This is a genomic window from Mesorhizobium sp. CA14 (assembly GCF_020165195.1).
Taxonomy (GTDB): Bacteria; Pseudomonadota; Alphaproteobacteria; order Rhizobiales; family Rhizobiaceae; genus Mesorhizobium.
The window spans coordinates 32,834-48,565 of sequence record NZ_JAIUHR010000034.1; the positions used below are offsets into that span (position 1 = coordinate 32,834).

At 63.5% G+C, this 15,732-nt stretch carries 18 protein-coding genes and 1 tRNA gene; 9 read left to right on the forward strand and 10 right to left on the reverse strand.

Features of this window, described 5'->3' with window-relative positions:
* Window positions 1–5: 5 nt before the first annotated feature.
* Window positions 6–416 (reverse strand): hypothetical protein, encoded by a 411-nt coding sequence (locus LB565_RS26380; protein ID WP_318012193.1) that lies wholly within the window; start codon window positions 414–416, stop codon window positions 6–8.
* Between the two features lie 208 nt (window positions 417–624).
* Window positions 625–789 carry a hypothetical protein gene (locus LB565_RS26385; protein WP_156913455.1) on the reverse strand — a complete coding sequence of 55 codons (165 nt, stop codon included), beginning with the start codon at window positions 787–789 and terminating at the stop codon, window positions 625–627.
* A 185-nt stretch (window positions 790–974) separates the two neighbouring features.
* Here LB565_RS26385 and LB565_RS26390 point away from each other — a divergent pair, with 185 nt between their 5' ends.
* Window positions 975–1,154, forward strand: a complete 180-nt coding sequence (locus LB565_RS26390; RefSeq protein ID WP_040985195.1) for a hypothetical protein — start codon at window positions 975–977, stop codon at window positions 1,152–1,154.
* A 79-nt stretch (window positions 1,155–1,233) separates the two neighbouring features.
* Here LB565_RS26390 and LB565_RS26395 read toward each other — a convergent pair whose 3' ends face one another.
* The 6 genes from LB565_RS26395 to tkt form a co-directional block, all read right to left on the reverse strand.
* Entirely contained in the window at window positions 1,234–1,974 is a 741-nt protein-coding gene (locus tag LB565_RS26395) for a DUF899 domain-containing protein (RefSeq protein WP_224589041.1), read from the reverse strand.
* A 259-nt stretch (window positions 1,975–2,233) separates the two neighbouring features.
* Window positions 2,234–3,259, reverse strand: coding sequence for a class I fructose-bisphosphate aldolase (locus tag LB565_RS26400; RefSeq protein ID WP_224510676.1), 1,026 nt, complete (start codon window positions 3,257–3,259; stop codon window positions 2,234–2,236).
* Window positions 3,260–3,376: 117 nt separating this feature from the next.
* Window positions 3,377–4,573, reverse strand: coding sequence for a phosphoglycerate kinase (locus LB565_RS26405; protein WP_224589042.1), 1,197 nt, complete (start codon window positions 4,571–4,573; stop codon window positions 3,377–3,379).
* Window positions 4,574–4,734: 161 nt separating this feature from the next.
* Window positions 4,735–6,624 (reverse strand): potassium/proton antiporter, encoded by a 1,890-nt coding sequence (locus LB565_RS26410; RefSeq protein ID WP_224589043.1) that lies wholly within the window; start codon window positions 6,622–6,624, stop codon window positions 4,735–4,737.
* Window positions 6,625–6,893: 269 nt separating this feature from the next.
* Window positions 6,894–7,904 (reverse strand): type I glyceraldehyde-3-phosphate dehydrogenase, encoded by a 1,011-nt coding sequence (gap, locus tag LB565_RS26415; protein WP_095767356.1) that lies wholly within the window; start codon window positions 7,902–7,904, stop codon window positions 6,894–6,896.
* 144 nt (window positions 7,905–8,048) lie between these two features.
* Window positions 8,049–10,040 carry a transketolase gene (tkt, locus tag LB565_RS26420; protein ID WP_224589044.1) on the reverse strand — a complete coding sequence of 664 codons (1,992 nt, stop codon included), beginning with the start codon at window positions 10,038–10,040 and terminating at the stop codon, window positions 8,049–8,051.
* Between the two features lie 260 nt (window positions 10,041–10,300).
* Between tkt and LB565_RS26425 the strand changes: the two genes are divergently transcribed.
* The 4 genes from LB565_RS26425 (at window position 10,301) to LB565_RS26440 (ending at window position 12,031) form a co-directional block, all read left to right on the forward strand.
* The gene (locus LB565_RS26425) at window positions 10,301–10,573 is read left to right on the forward strand and encodes a DUF4164 domain-containing protein (protein ID WP_023763725.1); all 273 of its coding nucleotides are present in this window, start codon (window positions 10,301–10,303) and stop codon (window positions 10,571–10,573) included.
* 4 nt (window positions 10,574–10,577) lie between these two features.
* Window positions 10,578–10,943 (forward strand): cell division protein ZapA, encoded by a 366-nt coding sequence (locus tag LB565_RS26430; protein WP_095767358.1) that lies wholly within the window; start codon window positions 10,578–10,580, stop codon window positions 10,941–10,943.
* 184 nt (window positions 10,944–11,127) lie between these two features.
* Window positions 11,128–11,787, forward strand: a complete 660-nt coding sequence (locus tag LB565_RS26435) for a peroxiredoxin (RefSeq protein WP_140847021.1) — start codon at window positions 11,128–11,130, stop codon at window positions 11,785–11,787.
* A gap of 46 nt (window positions 11,788–11,833) precedes the next feature.
* Complete coding sequence (locus tag LB565_RS26440) at window positions 11,834–12,031, forward strand: hypothetical protein (protein WP_224589045.1); 198 nt, start codon at window positions 11,834–11,836, stop codon at window positions 12,029–12,031.
* 13 nt (window positions 12,032–12,044) lie between these two features.
* Here the strand turns inward: LB565_RS26440 and rpoH are convergent, their stop codons facing one another.
* Window positions 12,045–12,956 carry an RNA polymerase sigma factor RpoH gene (rpoH, locus tag LB565_RS26445; protein WP_095767360.1) on the reverse strand — a complete coding sequence of 304 codons (912 nt, stop codon included), beginning with the start codon at window positions 12,954–12,956 and terminating at the stop codon, window positions 12,045–12,047.
* Window positions 12,957–13,171: 215 nt separating this feature from the next.
* On the reverse strand, window positions 13,172–14,242 hold the full coding sequence (locus LB565_RS26450; RefSeq protein ID WP_224589046.1) for an RluA family pseudouridine synthase: 1,071 nt from the start codon (window positions 14,240–14,242) through the stop codon (window positions 13,172–13,174).
* A 26-nt stretch (window positions 14,243–14,268) separates the two neighbouring features.
* Here LB565_RS26450 and LB565_RS26455 point away from each other — a divergent pair, with 26 nt between their 5' ends.
* From LB565_RS26455 to LB565_RS26470, 4 genes are all read left to right on the forward strand, one after another.
* Entirely contained in the window at window positions 14,269–14,652 is a 384-nt protein-coding gene (locus LB565_RS26455) for a fimbrial protein (protein WP_224589047.1), read from the forward strand.
* Window positions 14,649–15,062, forward strand: a complete 414-nt coding sequence (locus LB565_RS26460) for a VOC family protein (RefSeq protein ID WP_224589048.1) — start codon at window positions 14,649–14,651, stop codon at window positions 15,060–15,062. Before LB565_RS26455 ends, LB565_RS26460 begins: the two co-directional genes overlap by 4 nt.
* 86 nt (window positions 15,063–15,148) lie before the next feature.
* Window positions 15,149–15,223 (forward strand) — tRNA-Glu (locus LB565_RS26465).
* A gap of 231 nt (window positions 15,224–15,454) precedes the next feature.
* The gene (locus LB565_RS26470; protein WP_224589049.1) at window positions 15,455–15,715 is read left to right on the forward strand and encodes an HTH domain-containing protein; all 261 of its coding nucleotides are present in this window, start codon (window positions 15,455–15,457) and stop codon (window positions 15,713–15,715) included.
* Window positions 15,716–15,732: the final 17 nt, after the last annotated feature.

Sequence of the window (15,732 nt, forward strand, 5' to 3'; positions counted from 1 at the left end):
AGCGTTTATGGCTTCAGCCCTTCGCGCTTGCGCTGCGCGGCAACGAATTTCGTCCCGAAGGACAGTCTGCCCGTGGTCGGCGTCTTAGCGCCCAGCACACGCCAGAACGGTGCGACGTCGCTCAGCGCCATGCCGCGCTCGAGATCCTCATGAGCAGCCTCGGCAACGGTGCGAAGATGATAGCCGATCGTGACCGGGCATGTCACTTCAGCGCCGTGTTCGATCGCCAAGGCGGTGCGCAGCGTACGAACATCCTCTTCCACCCCTTCGGGAATCGCGCGGATGAAGTCGTCGACCTGGCGCGCGGTCGGCACCAGCATCGACTGGCCTTCAACGATATCGCCGACCGTGCGCGGCGACGGCTTGATGCCGTTGATGCCCGGCGTGTTCAGCCTGTCGTTCCAGCTTTTCACCATGCGCGGATTACTCCGGATCGTCGGGATCATGTTCGTTGTTGTCAGGATCGAAGCCGTTTCAATTATCGCAGGCCTCCTGACAACATACTGTCAGGAGGCTATGGCGAAACCATCGGCAAACAAGGCTTCATTCCCTGAACTCGACATCACTGGGCCGCGTTACATCTGGGCGCGGCGGCGCCACAATCCAAGTCGCGGCGGCAAAATTTCAGTTTTCGCGTACGCGGCCGGTGTAAAGGTCCGGCCAGCCGATGTCCTTGCGGATGTCCGCCGGCAAGTTGTTCAGGAAACGCTGGGTGCGGATCTCGTTGCGCACGGTGCGGATCCTGCCGACATAGTGCTGCACGCTACGCAGAATGGTAAAACCGTTCATGACCTCACTCCTCTCTTTTTGATGAGAAGAGTATCTCACACCCCTCCTGACAGCAGTCTGTCAGGAGGTTGGCAGGGTGCCGAAGAAAGCGGTGTGGCGCCTCTCGGAGGGTGCAAATCAACCCGATTTCTGTCAGGAATGTTGCGCCGCGGGGTGCCTAAGAAGAGCTTTGACAGCCGCCGTCGATGCTGGTCAAAGGCGGCATGACGAAACTGCTCGCCCTAGTCATCATCGGCATCATGCTCATCCAGGTCATCAAGCCGCTGGGCTGGCCGGGGCTGAAGCGGCGCGGCGATTTCTGGAAGCTGGCGCTGCTGGCGATGGCCGCGATCTCGCTGGCGGCGGTGCTTGGGCACTGGGCGTAGGCCTGTCCATGTTCGGATGAGGACGGCCCGCGGCGCGTCCTTACCTAGCGCATGTTTGGGCTGGCGTGAACGATGGCATTCACGCGCAGCAGTCCGGCCGGTCCTTGGCCTTGTCCTGGTATTCGTCGTGCAGGCGCACCCAGTCCATCAGGTTGTGATAGGGACCCGTCTCGCCGCGGCCCTTCGGCGTCATGTCGAGATAATGATAGGCGCCGATCAGCGCGTCGCCGCCGCGGGCGCGCGACATGAAGGTGAGGAAGATGTCGCCGCACTCGTTGCGATAGAAGATGCTGGTGCCGGGCAGGTCTTTCGACCGCAACGGGCGCTTCTCGAAATTGTAGGTGGTTTCGCCCGCCGCGATCTGCCTGTCGGTGAAGGAGACCTGCAGGTCGAAGTTGAAATCGGACGCATAGGACGACACCCAGCCGAACTTCCAGCCCATGCGCTGCTTGTAAGGCAGGATTTCGGCCAGCGGCGCACGCGAGATGACGACCAGCGAGACGTCATGATGCTTCAGGTGCCGGTTGGCGCCGTCGATATGGTCGGCGAGGAACGAGCAGCCCTCGCAGCGGTGGTCGGAGCCCGGCGCCATCATGAAATGATAGACGATGAGCTGGCTCTTGCCGGCGAACAGTTCGGCAAGATGCTTCGGCCCCGCTTCGCTCTCGAAAACATAATCTTTGCGCAGCTTGAACCAGGGCAGTTGCCGCCGTTCGGCAGCGATGCGGTCGCGCAGCCGCGTCAGTTCCTTCTCGCGCTCCAGATGCTTGCGATGCGCTTCGAACCAGTCTTCGCGCGAAACCACGGCATTGCGTTGCATGACCATCTCCTGTCCTCTCCTGCCAAGGACGTTCGACATGGGCGCGATCCGACATAAAGCACGTCGCGCTGAAAGGAATTCAGGCGACGCGCTTTATGTTTTCGTTTTTATGCATGTCGTATTCCCAAAACCGGCACACACTTTTGGGCGACATGCATCGGCCGCCGCCGTTTCGCTGCTTCAGTTAGGAATTCTGTCGGCAGAAAACAAAACCCGGGCCGCTGGCCCGGGCTTTGCGTGCAACTGCGAAAGGATGGCGTCAGGCGGCCTTTTCCAGCGCCGGCTGCCATTTCCCGAGCGCTGCCAGATGGTTCATATGGGCGCGGTGGGTAAAGGCGGCCTGGCCGGCGGCGATGTTCGAGGCCTTGCCGCTCCACGCCTTCTGCGGCGCGGCCTGCAGCGCGCGACCATAGGAGAAGGTGAGCTTCCAGGGGTGCGGGCCGATGGCGTTGATGGCGTTGAGATTGGCGGTCGCCTCCTCGTCCTCCTGGCCCCCGGAGAGGAAGGCAATGCCCGGCACCGCCGCCGGCACCACTTCACGGAACAGCTTTATCGTCTTTTCGGCGATTTCCTCAGGCGCGTCGGTCTTGCCCGACTTCTTGCCGGAGATGACCATGTTCGGCTTAAGGATCGACCCTTCGAGCACGACGCGCGCCGCGTAGAGCTCGTCATATAGCTTGACCAGCGTCGCCTTGGAGACGTCGTAGCAGGTGTCGATCGAATGCGCTCCGTCCATCAGCACTTCCGGCTCGACGATCGGCACGATGCCGGCCTCCTGGCAGAGCGCGGCATAGCGGGCCAGCGCGTGGGTGTTCGAGGCGATTGAATTGGCCGAGGGCACGCCCTTGCCGGTGTCGATGTCGATCACCGCGCGCCATTTGGCGAAGCGGGCGCCGAGCTTGTAATAGTCGGCGAGCCGCTCGCGCAGCCCGTCCAGGCCCTCGGTGATGGTGTCGCCGGGAAAGCCCGCGAGAGGCTTGGCGCCGAGATCGACCTTGATGCCGGGAATGGCGCCGGACGCCTTGATGATGTCGACCAGCGGCGTGCCGTCGGCGGCCTTCTGTCGGATGGTCTCGTCATAGAGGATGACGCCGGAGATGTATTTCGTCATCGCCTCCTTGGTGCGGAACATCATCTCGCGATAGTCGCGCCGGTTATCGGCGGTCGACTCGACGCCTATGACGTCGAAACGCTTCTTGATGGTGCCGGAGCTCTCATCGGCGGCCAACAGGCCCTTGCCGCCGCTCACCATCGCGGCGGCAATATCTTCGAGACGTTCGCTCATGGGTGCTCTCCTACGCTGCGTTCATTCCGCGCTAGCAGAACACTACCGCCAAAGGAATGACGCCGGAAAGCTAGAATCGATTGAAAGCCGCGCGGGCTTTGCCTGGTTTCGGACTGTTTACCGCTTCAGCACCTCGACGCCGGGCAGCGGCTTGCCTTCCATCCATTCGAGGAAGGCGCCGCCGGCGGTCGAGACATAGGTGAAGTCGTCGGCGACGCCGGCGTGGTTGAGCGCGGCCACCGTGTCGCCGCCGCCGGCGACTGAGACAAGCTTGCCTGCCTTGGTGCGCGCCGCCGCATGTTTTGCCGCCGCCACCGTCGCGCGGTCGAAGGGCTCGATCTCGAAGGCGCCGAGCGGACCGTTCCAGACCAGCGTCGCGGCCCGGTCGATCCAGTCGTTGACGCTCTGCACGGTCTTTGCGCCGACGTCGAGGATCATGCCGTCGGCCGGCACGTCCGAGATGGCGACGGTCTCGCTGGGCGCGCCAGCCTTGAATTCCTTGGCGACCACGCCGTCGGCAGGCAGGATGATGGCGCAGCCGGCTTCGGCCGCCTCGATCATGATCTGCTTGGCGGTGCCGGCGAGGTTATGCTCGCAGAGCGACTTGCCGACGTCCGTGCCGCGCGCGGCCAGGAAGGTGTTGGCCATGCCGCCGCCGATCACCAGCGCGTCGACCTTCTTCACGAGATTCATCAAAAGATCGATCTTGGTCGAGACCTTGGCGCCGCCGACGATGGCCACAACCGGACGTACCGGATTGCCGAGGCCCTTTTCCAGCGCGTCGAGCTCGGCCTGCATTGTGCGGCCGGCATAGGCCGGCAAGTGGCGCGCCAGGCCTTCGGTCGAGGCATGCGCGCGATGCGCGGCCGAAAAGGCGTCGTTGACATAGATGTCGCCATTGGCGGCGAGCTTTTCGGTGAAGGCCGGTTCGTTCTTCTCCTCTGCTTTGTGGAAGCGGGTGTTCTCGAGCAGTAGCACGTCGCCATCCTTCATGGCGGCGACGGCCTCGGCAGCCTTGTCGCCGACGCAGTCGGCGGCAAAGCCGACAGGACGGCCGAGCACCTCCGCCGTCGCGCGGGCGATCGGCTCCAGCGAGAACTCGGCCGACGGGCCGTCCTTCGGGCGGCCGAAATGCGCCAGCAGGATGACCTTGGCGCCCTTTTTCGAGAGTTCGGCGATGGTCGGCGCGATGCGCTCGATGCGGGTGGCGTCGGTCACCTTGCCGTCAGCGACGGGAACGTTGAGGTCGACGCGCACCAGTACGCGCTTGCCGCCGACGGCGCCGATATCATCGAGTGTCTTGAAGCCGGCCATAGTCGTTCCTTCCTAGTGCCTTGACGCAATTCCGGACGGAAAACCGCCTACACTTTTCCTGGAATTGCTCTAGCGAAAACGCGGCGACCTTACTCGGCGCGAAGGACGATGCAAGGGCCGCGTCAATGGCGCGCGCGCAAAAATGATGTCGCCGTGAGACATCAGCCTTCGCCGGTTGCCTTCTGCCCGTCCGCTGCCGGCGCCACGGTGTCGACCGGCACGTCGTCGGCTGCCTGCTTCTCCGCCGGCCTGCGCCAGCTGCGGATCAGCGCCGCGATGCGGTCGCCGATCTCGCCGGCGCTCATGAACACCGGCACGCGCGCGACCGGCGCGGTCGGCTCGAAGGACAGGCCGAGGCCGGTGATTCTGCCTTTCTCATCGACATCGCGCACGATCAGTTCGATCGGTCCGATCATCACACGGTCGGCATATTCGGCACGGCCGCCAAGCCGCTCGGTAACGAGCGCTGCAACGGTGAGCTTCTGCTCGGCCTCGGACAGGCCGGGGGCATAGGCGGCTTCCAGCTCCGCGGCCGAGCGGGCCGGATCGACGGCAAAGGCGCCGAAGAAGTCGGCATCCTCCGGATCGACCACGGCGCGGCTGGCAAAAAGCTTGTCGAGCAGGCGCGGATAGCGGTCCGGCACGAAGATGTAAACCTGATCGCCGGCCGCCAGCCGGCCCATATCCTGAAAGCGCATCGAGCGGCCGTCGCGCAGCACCAGCGAGGGCCTCGCCCAGCGCGGGATGCGCTCGCCGCGCGCCACCGGGCTGCCGGGTGCTACGCGATAGGCGAGCAGCTCATGATGTGCCGAGCCCGGCAATTCGAGCTCCACCTTGTCCAGCGGCCCAAGACGGGCCGGCACGATCAGCCCGAGGCGGCGCGCCAGCGGACCGACCGTCCAGCCCTGCACCACCAGCGACACCAGCACGATGATGAAGGCGGCGTTGAAGATCAGCCGGCCGTGCTCGAGCCCGCCGAGCAGCGGCGTGATGGCGAGCAGGATCGAGACCGCGCCGCGCAGGCCGACCCAGGAGACGAAGGCGACCTCTGGCCGCGGCAGCCGGAAAGGGATCAGGCAGAGCCAGACGGCGACCGGGCGGGCGACGAAGATCAGGAACAGGCCGAGCAGGATCGCCGGCACAAGGATTTCGGGGAATTGCGAGGGTGTGGCGAACAGGCCGAGGATCAGGAACATGATGATCTGCGCCAGCCACGACATGCCGTCCTGGAAACGCTTCAGGATGGTGACGGCGCGTATGTCGGAATTGCCGGCGATCAGCCCGGCAAGATAGACGGCGAGGAAACCCGAGCCGCCGACGGCGCCGGCTGCCGCGAACACCATCAGCGATAGCGTCAGCACGAAGATGGGCAGCAGGCCGTGATCGAGATTCAGCCGCTCGACCAGACGCACGATGGCAAAGCCGCCGAGCACGCCGATGATGGCGCCGAGCCCCATATTGGCGAGGAAGCCGAGCAAAAGGTTGGTGGCCAGCACGTTGGCTTCCGGGTTGGCATGCGCGGCGATGATCTCGACCAGGGTAATGGTGAGGAAGATGGCGATCGGGTCGTTGGTGCCGGATTCCACTTCGAGCGTTGCGCGCACGCGCTCGCGCAGGTGGATCTCGCCGGCGCGCAGCAGGAAGAAGACGGCGGCCGCGTCAGTGGAGGCGACGGCAGCGCCAAGCAGGGAGGATTCCAGCCAGCTGAGCTTGAGAACATAGGAAGCGGCGGCGCTGAAGATGGCTGTGGTCAGGATAACGCCGATCGTGGCCAGCGACAGCGCCGGCCCGGCTGCTTGCCTGAGCGCGTTGAGCGGCGTGCCGAAACCGGAATCGAACAGGATCACGGCCAAAGCCAGTGAGCCGGCAAAATAAGCCAGCCGCGCATTGTCGAATTCGATGCCGAGGCCGTCGACGCCGGTGGCAAGCCCGATGCAGAGGAAGAGCAGCAGCAACGGAGCGCCGAAGCGGAAGGCGATCAGGCTCGAAAACGCGGCGGCGACAATGAGCGCCGTGCCGACCAGCGTCACGAGATATATCGCATGCTCCATCCGCTATTGCCCCTCCAAGTCCCTCTGTTTGTGGCTTTACGGGAGAGTGGGGCGAAGACATGACCAGTGCAAGGCAACAGGATGTTTTTTGGGTTCAATGCTTCCAAACTTCGTCATTCCAGGGCGAAGCAGGAGCGAAGCTCAGCCGCGGATTCTGGAATGACGACGCGATTGGTGTTCCGGCTGTCACCAGGTGCGCTGATCCGCCGAGACTTAAACGAAAACGCCCGGCCGAAGCCGGGCGTTTTGAACTGTAAATTGACGAGCGATCAGCCGATGGTCTTGCCGAAGGCGACGGCGGTGTCGCCCATGCGGTTCGAGAAGCCCCATTCGTTGTCGTACCAGGACAGCACCGAGACGAAGTTGCCGTCCATCACCTTGGTCTGGTCGAGTGCCACGATCGAGGAATGCGGGTCGTGGTTGAAGTCGATCGACACGTTCGGGTGATGGGTGACCGACAGAACGCCCTTCAGCTTGCCATTGGACGCGGCGATGACCGCTTCGTTGATCTCCTGAGCGGAAGTCGAGCGCTTGGCGATGAACTTGAAGTCGACAACCGAGACGTTCGGGGTCGGCACGCGGATCGAAATGCCGTCGAGCTTGCCCTTGAGCTCGGGCAGGACAAGGCCGATCGCCTTGGCGGCGCCCGTCGAGGTCGGGATCTGCGACAGCGCCGCGGCGCGGGCGCGGTAGAGATCCTTGTGCATGGTGTCCAGCGTCGGCTGGTCGCCGGTGTAGGAGTGGATCGTCGTCATCATGCCCTTCTCGATGCCGACGGTTTCGTGCAGCACGGCCGCCAGCGGCGCCAGGCAGTTGGTGGTGCAGGACGCGTTCGAGATGACGATGTGGTCCTTGGTCAGCTTGTCGTGGTTGATGCCGTAGACGACGGTGAGGTCGGCGCCTTCGGCTGGGGCCGAGACGAGCACGCGCTTGGCGCCGGCGGTCAGGTGCGCGGCCGCCTTGTCGCGGGCGGTGAAGATGCCCGTGCATTCGAGCGCGATGTCGACGCCGAGCTCCTTCCAGGGCAGCTGGGTCGGGTCCTTGATCGCGGTGACCTTGAACTTCTCCTTGCCGACCGAGATCTGGTCGCCGTCCACGGTCACTTCATGCGGGAAGCGGCCATGCACGCTGTCATAGCGCAACAGGTGCGCATTGGTCTCGACCGGGCCGAGGTCGTTGACGGCGACCACGTCGATGTCCTTGCGGCCGGATTCATGGATGGCGCGCAGGATGTTGCGGCCGATGCGGCCAAATCCGTTGATGGCAACTCTGACGGTCATTGTTCTCTCCCTTGGGGCGGATGGGTCCGCAGTGTCATAACGGCGGAAGGCGCAAGAATCCAGCCGCAGAAGGTCGCATTTAAATCGATTAGGTTGGTCCAGCCCGGCAAAGCGTCAACCGACGTTGCCGGGCTGAGCCAATTCTTAGTTGCCGTGCAGCCGGGCTTCGACCGCCTTGGCCGCAGCTTCGGCGGTGATGCCGAAATGCGGATAGAGCTGCTCGATCGAGCCGGAGGCGCCAAAACCGTGCATGCCGACAAAAATGCCGTCGGTGCCGATCAGGTGATCCCAGCCCTGGCGGATGCCGGCTTCGATCGCGACCTTCACCTTGGCGTTGCCGATCGTCTTCTTGCGGTAATCCTCGCTCTGCTGGTCGAACAGCTCGAAGCAGGGCACAGAGACGACGCGGGTCGGATGGCCGTGCTTTTCCAGCAGGTCGCGCGCGCCAAGCGCGATCTCGACCTCGGAGCCGGTGGCGAAGATCGTCACCACGGCCTCGCCGCCGGCGGCGGCCAGCTCATAGGCGCCCTGGCTGGAGAGGTTCGTCGCCGAATGCTCCGTGCGCACGGTCGGCAGGTTCTGGCGGGTCAGCGCCAGCGTCGAGGGCGTCTTTTCGGATTCCAGCGCAATCTGCCAGCATTCGGCGGTTTCAACCGCGTCGGCCGGGCGGAAGACATTGTGGTTGGGGATGGCGCGCAGCGCCGCCAGATGCTCGACCGGCTGATGCGTAGGGCCGTCCTCGCCGAGGCCGATCGAATCATGCGTCATGACGAAGATCGAGCGGATGCCCATCAGCGAGGCAAGGCGCATCGACGGGCGGGCGTAGTCGGAGAAGCACAGGAAGGTGCCGCCATAGGCGATCAGGCCGCCATGCAAGGTCAGGCCGTTGATCGCCGCCGCCATGCCGTGCTCGCGAATGCCGTAATGGACATAGCGCTGGCCGTAATCATCGGGGGTGATGTTCTTGGTCTGGCTGGTCTTGGTGTTGTTGGAGCCGGTGAGGTCGGCCGAGCCGCCGATGGTTTCCGGCACCGCGCCGTTGATGACTTCCAGCGCCATCTCCGACGACTTGCGGGTGGCAACCTTCGGCTTGTCGGCCGACAGCTGCTTCTTGTAGTCGGCGATGACGGCGTCGAAGTTGGAGGGCAGCTTGCCGGCGAGGCGTCGCTCGAACTCGGCCTTGAGCTTCGGCTCGGCCTTCGCCAGGCGGCCTTCCCAATCGGCGCGGGCCTTGGCGCCGCCCGTGCCGACGGCGCGCCATGCGTCGAGGATGTCGGCCGGAATCTCGAAGGGCGGCGAGTCCCAGTTGAAGAATTTGCGCGCGCCGGCGATTTCCTCGGCGCCCAGCGGCGAGCCATGCGCCTTGTTGGTGCCGGCCTTGGTCGGGGCGCCGAAGCCGATGGTGGTCTTGCAGGCGATCATCGTCGGCTTGTCGGAATGGCGCGCCGCCTCGATGGCATACGCGATCGCTTCCGGATCGGTGCCGTCGATGTGGCTGGCGTTCCAACCGCTGGCCTGGAAGCGGGCGACCTGGTCGGTGTTGTCGGCCAGCGACACCGGACCGTCGATCGAGATGTTGTTGTTGTCCCAGAAGACGATCAGCTTGTTGAGCTTCAGATGCCCGGCCAGCGCGATGGCTTCCTGGGATACACCTTCCATCAGACAGCCGTCGCCGGCCAGCACATAGGTGTAGTGGTTGACGAGGTCGTTGCCGAAGGCGGCGTTCATGATGCGCTCGCCGAGCGCAAAGCCGACCGAATTGGCGAGGCCCTGGCCGAGCGGGCCGGTGGTGGTCTCGATGCCGGCGGCATGGCCGTATTCGGGATGGCCGGCGGTCTTGGAGCCGAGCTGGCGGAAATTCTTGATCTGGTCGATCGTCATGTCCTCATAACCGGTGAGGTAGAGGAGCGAATAGAGCAGCATCGAGCCGTGGCCGGCCGACAGAATGAAGCGGTCGCGGTCGGCCCAGTGCGGTGCCTTGGCATCGAATTTCAGGAAACGGCTGAACAGCACCGTGGCAATGTCGGCGCAGCCCATGGGCAGGCCTGGGTGACCGGAGTTCGCCTTCTCGACGGCGTCCATGGAAAGGAAACGGATCGCGTTGGCCATCCGATCATGTTGTTCACGCGAGGTCATGCTTCCTCCGGAAGTGAGTTGGAGCCTGGGGAGAACCCTTGGAAAAGGATGCCGCGACACATAGCAGGCGCGGTCTTTTAGTCAACAAATCGGGATGGATTTTGCCGGGCTTGTGATGGCACCCGGCGCCTACATTAGCGATAGCGGGGGACAGTCGCGAGAGCTTTGTTGACGCGCCCTTCACCCGGCGCCTAATCTTTCCCAGGTAACGCATTCTGAACGCGTGCGATTCGGTGATGGGCAGGGCATAGGACGAAGCCATGACCGGGGAAACGACCCTCAAGGAAGTCATCGCCAGGCTGGGCAAGGCCATGGAAGGGCTGGAAAACGCCGTGGCGGCGAAGCTCGAGCATGAGCGCGATTATTCGGAAGCCGAGGCCGAGGTGCAGCGCATGAACGCCGATCGTTCGCGCCTGGCGCAGGAGCTCGACAATTCGGAAGCGCGCGCCGAACGGCTGGAGGACGCCAACAAGGAAGTGTCGCGGCGGCTGGTGACCGCCATGGAAACCATCCGCGCGGTCCTGGACAGGTAAGGCAATGGCACAGGTCACGGTTTCCATCGACGGCAAACAGTATCGCATGGCCTGCGACGAAGGCCAGGAAGAGCATCTGATCGACCTTGCCGAGCGCTTCGACCGCTATGTCTCGCACCTGAAGGATTCCTTCGGCGAGATCGGCGACCAGCGGCTCACCGTCATGGCCGGCATCATGGTGATGGACGAGCTCTCGGAGCTCACCAAGCGTGTCAAAGGCATGGAGAGCGAAGTGCTGACCTTGCGCAAGACGCGCGACGAGGCGCTGACCAAGGCCGACAAGAGCGACAGCGTGCTCACGACCGCGCTCGGCGCGCTCGCGCAGCGCATGGAAGACCTCACGGCGACGCTCGCGATAAGGAAAGCCTGAGCGGCCCACCCTCTCGCGAAAGCGCAAAATCCTGCCGAAGAGCGCCGTGCTCGCCAAAAAAATATTTGGCTGCAGCGGGCTAGGTTACGGCTCCTGGCGTTTGACCGATGCCGCGATGGTGGTAGCTTAGAATGCTTGCCGGCCGCGCCGGCCATCGTTTCATAAAAAAGGGTAGGGATAGGTCATGAGTCTTCGTATCAACGATGTCGCGCCGGATTTCACGGCCGAGACCACGCAGGGCACCATCAAGTTCCACGACTGGATCGGCGACGGCTGGGCGGTGCTGTTCAGCCATCCGAAGAATTTCACGCCGGTCTGCACCACCGAGCTCGGCACCATGGCCGGCCTGGAAGGCGAGTTCAAAAAGCGCAACGTCAAGATCATCGGCATCTCGGTCGATCCGGTATCGAGCCACGAGAAGTGGCAGGCTGACATCAAGACCGCCACCGGCCAGACGGTGAACTACCCGCTGATCGGCGATAAGGACCTCAAGGTCGCCAAGCTTTATGAAATGTTGCCGGCAGGCGCCGGCGAGACCTCCGAGGGCCGCACGCCGGCCGACAACGCCACTGTGCGCTCGGTCTATGTCATCGGCCCGGACAAGAAGATCAAGTTGGCGCTGACCTATCCGATGACCACGGGCCGCAACTTCGACGAGATCCTGCGCGTCATCGATTCCATCCAGCTGACGGCCAAGCACCAGGTGGCGACGCCGGCCAACTGGAAGCAGGGCGACGACGTCATCATCACCGCCGCCGTCTCCAACGAAGACGCGATCAAGCGTTTCGGCGCGTATGAGACGGTGCTGCCGTACCTCAGGAAGACCAAGCAGCCGACGGCCTGAGCCTTTCCTTCTCCCGTTCCACGAGGAGAAGGTGCCCGAAGGGCGGATGAGGGGCGGCGCCGCGGTCGAGGATCAGCGCGCCGGCCTCGCGAAGACAGTCGCTGGAAAAGACAACCTCGCTGCCTCGGCGCTGCCCCTCATTGCCATGCCGGGCATTTCTCCCCGTATAGTGACGGGGAAAGGGGCGCGCGACCGCTTTCGCCAAACAAAAAAGGCGGCGCCGAAGCGCCGCCTTATTGATTGATTCCTTGAGCTTGTTACGCCGCCGGCTGCGCCTCGATGGTCCGCAGCGCCTGGGTCTGGCGCTTGGCGGCCGCCTTGACCGCGTCCTGCACCTTCTCGAAGGCGCGCACCTCGATCTGGCGCACGCGCTCGCGGCTGATGTCGAACTCGGCCGAGAGTTCTTCCAGCGTCAGCGGCTCTTCGGCCAGGCGACGCGCCTCGAAGATGCGCCGCTCGCGGTCGTTGAGCACCGACAGGGCGCCCGACAGCATGGTGCGCCGGTTTTCCAGCTCGTCCTGCTCGATGAGCATTTCTTCCTGGCTCTCGTGATCGTCGACCAGCCAGTCCTGCCATTCGCCGGACTCGCCTTCGCTCGCCCGGATCGGGGCGTTGAGCGAAGCGTCGCCCGAAAGGCGGCGGTTCATCGACACCACTTCGGCCTCGGAAACGTTGAGGCGAGTGGCGATCTCGGCGATCTGCTCGGGCTTCAAGTCGCCATCGTCGAGCGCTTGGATCTTGCCCTTCACCTTGCGCAGGTTGAAGAACAGACGCTTCTGATTGGCGGTGGTGCCCATCTTGACCAGGCTCCACGAGCGCAGAATGTATTCCTGGATCGAGGCCTTGATCCACCACATGGCATAGGTGGCGAGCCGGAAACCACGCTCCGGTTCGAATTTCTTCACGGCCTGCATGAGCCCGACATTGCCTTCCGAGATCACCTCGCCGATCGGCAGGCCGTAGCCGCGATAGCCCATGGCGATCTTGGCGACGAGCCGCAAATGGCTGGTGACGAGCTTGTGCGCAGCCGTAGTGTCCTGATGCTCGGCATAACGCTTTGCGAGCATGTACTCTTCCTGCGGCTGAAGCATCGGAAAGCGGCGGATTTCTTCCAGGTAACGGGCGAGACCGCCTTCACCGGAAACGATACTGGGTAATGATTGGGCCATGATAGCGCCCCTCTCTCTTTGGAGTGGATGCCCCCGAAACGCGGCGGGCATTCGTCACGGATGCCAAAGGCTCATCCGCGACAACCTGTGTATATAGGAACAAAACCAGAAAAGACAGGCATTTGTTCAACGCTAAACAGTCTGTCACGCTAAAGTGAACAACGCCGGTCAGGTTTTTTGATGGCTGGTTTGCAGCTTGTTCGTGGCGGGTCGGTTCAGAGTTTTCGGAAGTCGCCGACGAGTTCCTCCATATCTCCCGGTATCGGCGCTTCGAACCTCATCGTTAGATGGGTGGTCGGATGCCGGAATTCAAGGAGCCAGGCATGCAGGGCCTGCCGGGGAAAGGCTTTGACCTTGGTTTTCAAGGGCTCGGGCAGCCGGTTGGCCTTGGTGCGGAAGGCCTGCCCGTAATCCGGGTCGCCGATCACGGGGTGCCCGATATGGGCCATGTGGACGCGGATCTGGTGGGTCCGGCCCGTCTCCAGCCGGCATTCGACCAGGCTTGCCGTGGCGAAAGCCTGCTGTCCTTCGCCGAAACGTTCGACGACGCTGAAATGGGTGACGGCATGGCGGGCGTCGTCGCGGCTTTCAGGCACCACCGCGCGGCGGACGCGGTCGGCGGCGCGACCCAAGGCAGCCTCGATGGTGCCGGTCGGCCGTTGCGGGATGCCCCAGACCAGCGCCAGATAGGCGCGCTCGAGGTCGCCGGTGCGGCCATGATCGGCAAAGGCTTCCGACAGCGCCTTGTGGGCGCGGTCGGTCTTGGCCACGACCATGACGCCGCTGGTTTCCTTGTCGAGGCGATGGACGATGCCAGGACGCCTGACGCCGCCAATGCCGGACAGGCTGTCGCCGCAGTGATGGATCAGCGCGTTGACCAGCGTGCCGGTCCAGTTGCCGGCGCCGGGATGGACGACCAGTCCCGCCGGCTTGTTGATGACGATCAGCTCGTCGTCCTCGTAAAGAATGTCGAGGGAAATGTCCTCGCCCTGCGGCTCTGCCGGCTCCGGAGCGGGCACCAGGATCTCGATCGTCTCACCGACCGTCAGCTTGCGCTTGGCTTCCAGCACCTTCCTGCCGGCGATGGAGACCGCGCCTTGCTTGATCAGCGCCTGCACGCGGCTGCGCGAGAGCTCCGGACCGAGCTTGGCGGCAAGCCACTGGTCGAGGCGCTGGCCGGCGGCATCGGCGCCGGCTTCCAGCACGGTGGCTTCGCCTGCGGCCAACTCATCGTCCGTCGGTTCCTCCCCTATCAATGTCGAACTCTCTTCGTTATGAGCGCTCATCGAAACCCGTTGCGGATTGTTTAGCCATGGCCCGGCCGATCGCCGAAGAAGATGAGGAAAAGCCGCTCGACCCCGCGGCCGAGAATGTGCGCCGCAAGCTCGTCCGCTTCATGATCGTCAATCTCGGCCTTCTGTTCCTCGCCCTTATGGTGGTGATCGGGGCGCTTGTCTACAAAGCCCGCAACGCGCCGGTGGCCGGATCGGCGCCCGCCGGCGATGTTCAGGCTCCGGCCGGTGCGCCGCTCTCGGGCGACATCGTGCTGCCCGTCGGCGCCAAGGTGATCAGCCAGTCGCTCTCCGGCAACCGCCTGTCGATCGACGCCGAGCTTGCCGATGGCGGCCGTTCGATCTTCGTCTTCGACATCTCCGAGCGCCGCATCATCGGCCAATTCGCGGTTCGCAACAAATGAGCGGCTTTGCCGAGCAGCGCAGCATTGCGACCGTCGCGCTCGTCGTCGCCAATTACGACGAGGCGATCGCCTGGTATGTCGAGCGGCTCGGCTTCGTGCTGAGCCAGGATGTCGATCTCGGCGGCGGCAAGCGCTGGGTCACCGTCGCGCCGGCGAAGGGCAAGGGGGCGAGGCTGCTCCTGGCGGAAGCATCCTGCGAAGAGCAGGCAAGCCGCATCGGCAACCAGACCGGCGGCCGGGTGTTTCTCTTCCTCGAGACCGACGATTTTTCCCGCGATCACCAGGCGATGCTCGCCAAGGGCGTCGAGTTCCGCGAGGCGCCGCGCTTCGAGGCCTACGGCACGGTGGCAGTCTTTTCCGATCTCTACGGCAATCTCTGGGACCTGATCGAGCCGAAACGCCAGGGCTGACCAGCAGCTTTGGGCAAAGCACGCAAAGTGCCGGAAACCCCAGTTGCTTTTTCCCAGCGGCCAGCCTATGTAGCCGGTTCTTGAGCGCGCCCATCGTCTAGCGGTCAGGACACCGCCCTCTCACGGCGGGAACAGGGGTTCGATTCCCCTTGGGCGTACCAATAAAATCAAGCATTTAGTGATAGCGCAGCCCGTTCTGTGGAACTTTTGGGAAATATACGTGCGTCGACGGTGATTCTGCGCGCCGTCAAATTTGACAGCATCGGTTCGCCTCGACATCGTGTTTGTCAGGAGCTGGCAACGAGGCTGCTCCCGGGGGTCCGTAATCATCCCCCTAAAAACCGGGTGGCGGTAGAAGCCGCTACGGTCGCCGGCGCATTGGAGGTTTTCCCATGGCGACAAAGAAGCAGCTTGAGCGGCAGCCAAGCTATAAGGAACAGGTATATGAGGCCCTAGCTACTAGGGACGCATATCCCGTCGACGAATTGGCTGGTGAACTGGGTGTGTCTCAAGCCACTGTCGAGGTTCGGATCGAAGAGTTGCAGAGGATGAATGTACCTGTCTTCTGCGGGAACATTGAAGGGGAGCGGATGTATGTGATCCCCTGCGGTCCGCCGTCGCTAAAAGAGTTCGTCCTCTCTCTGATGGATTGACTTCGGCCAAGCGGCCT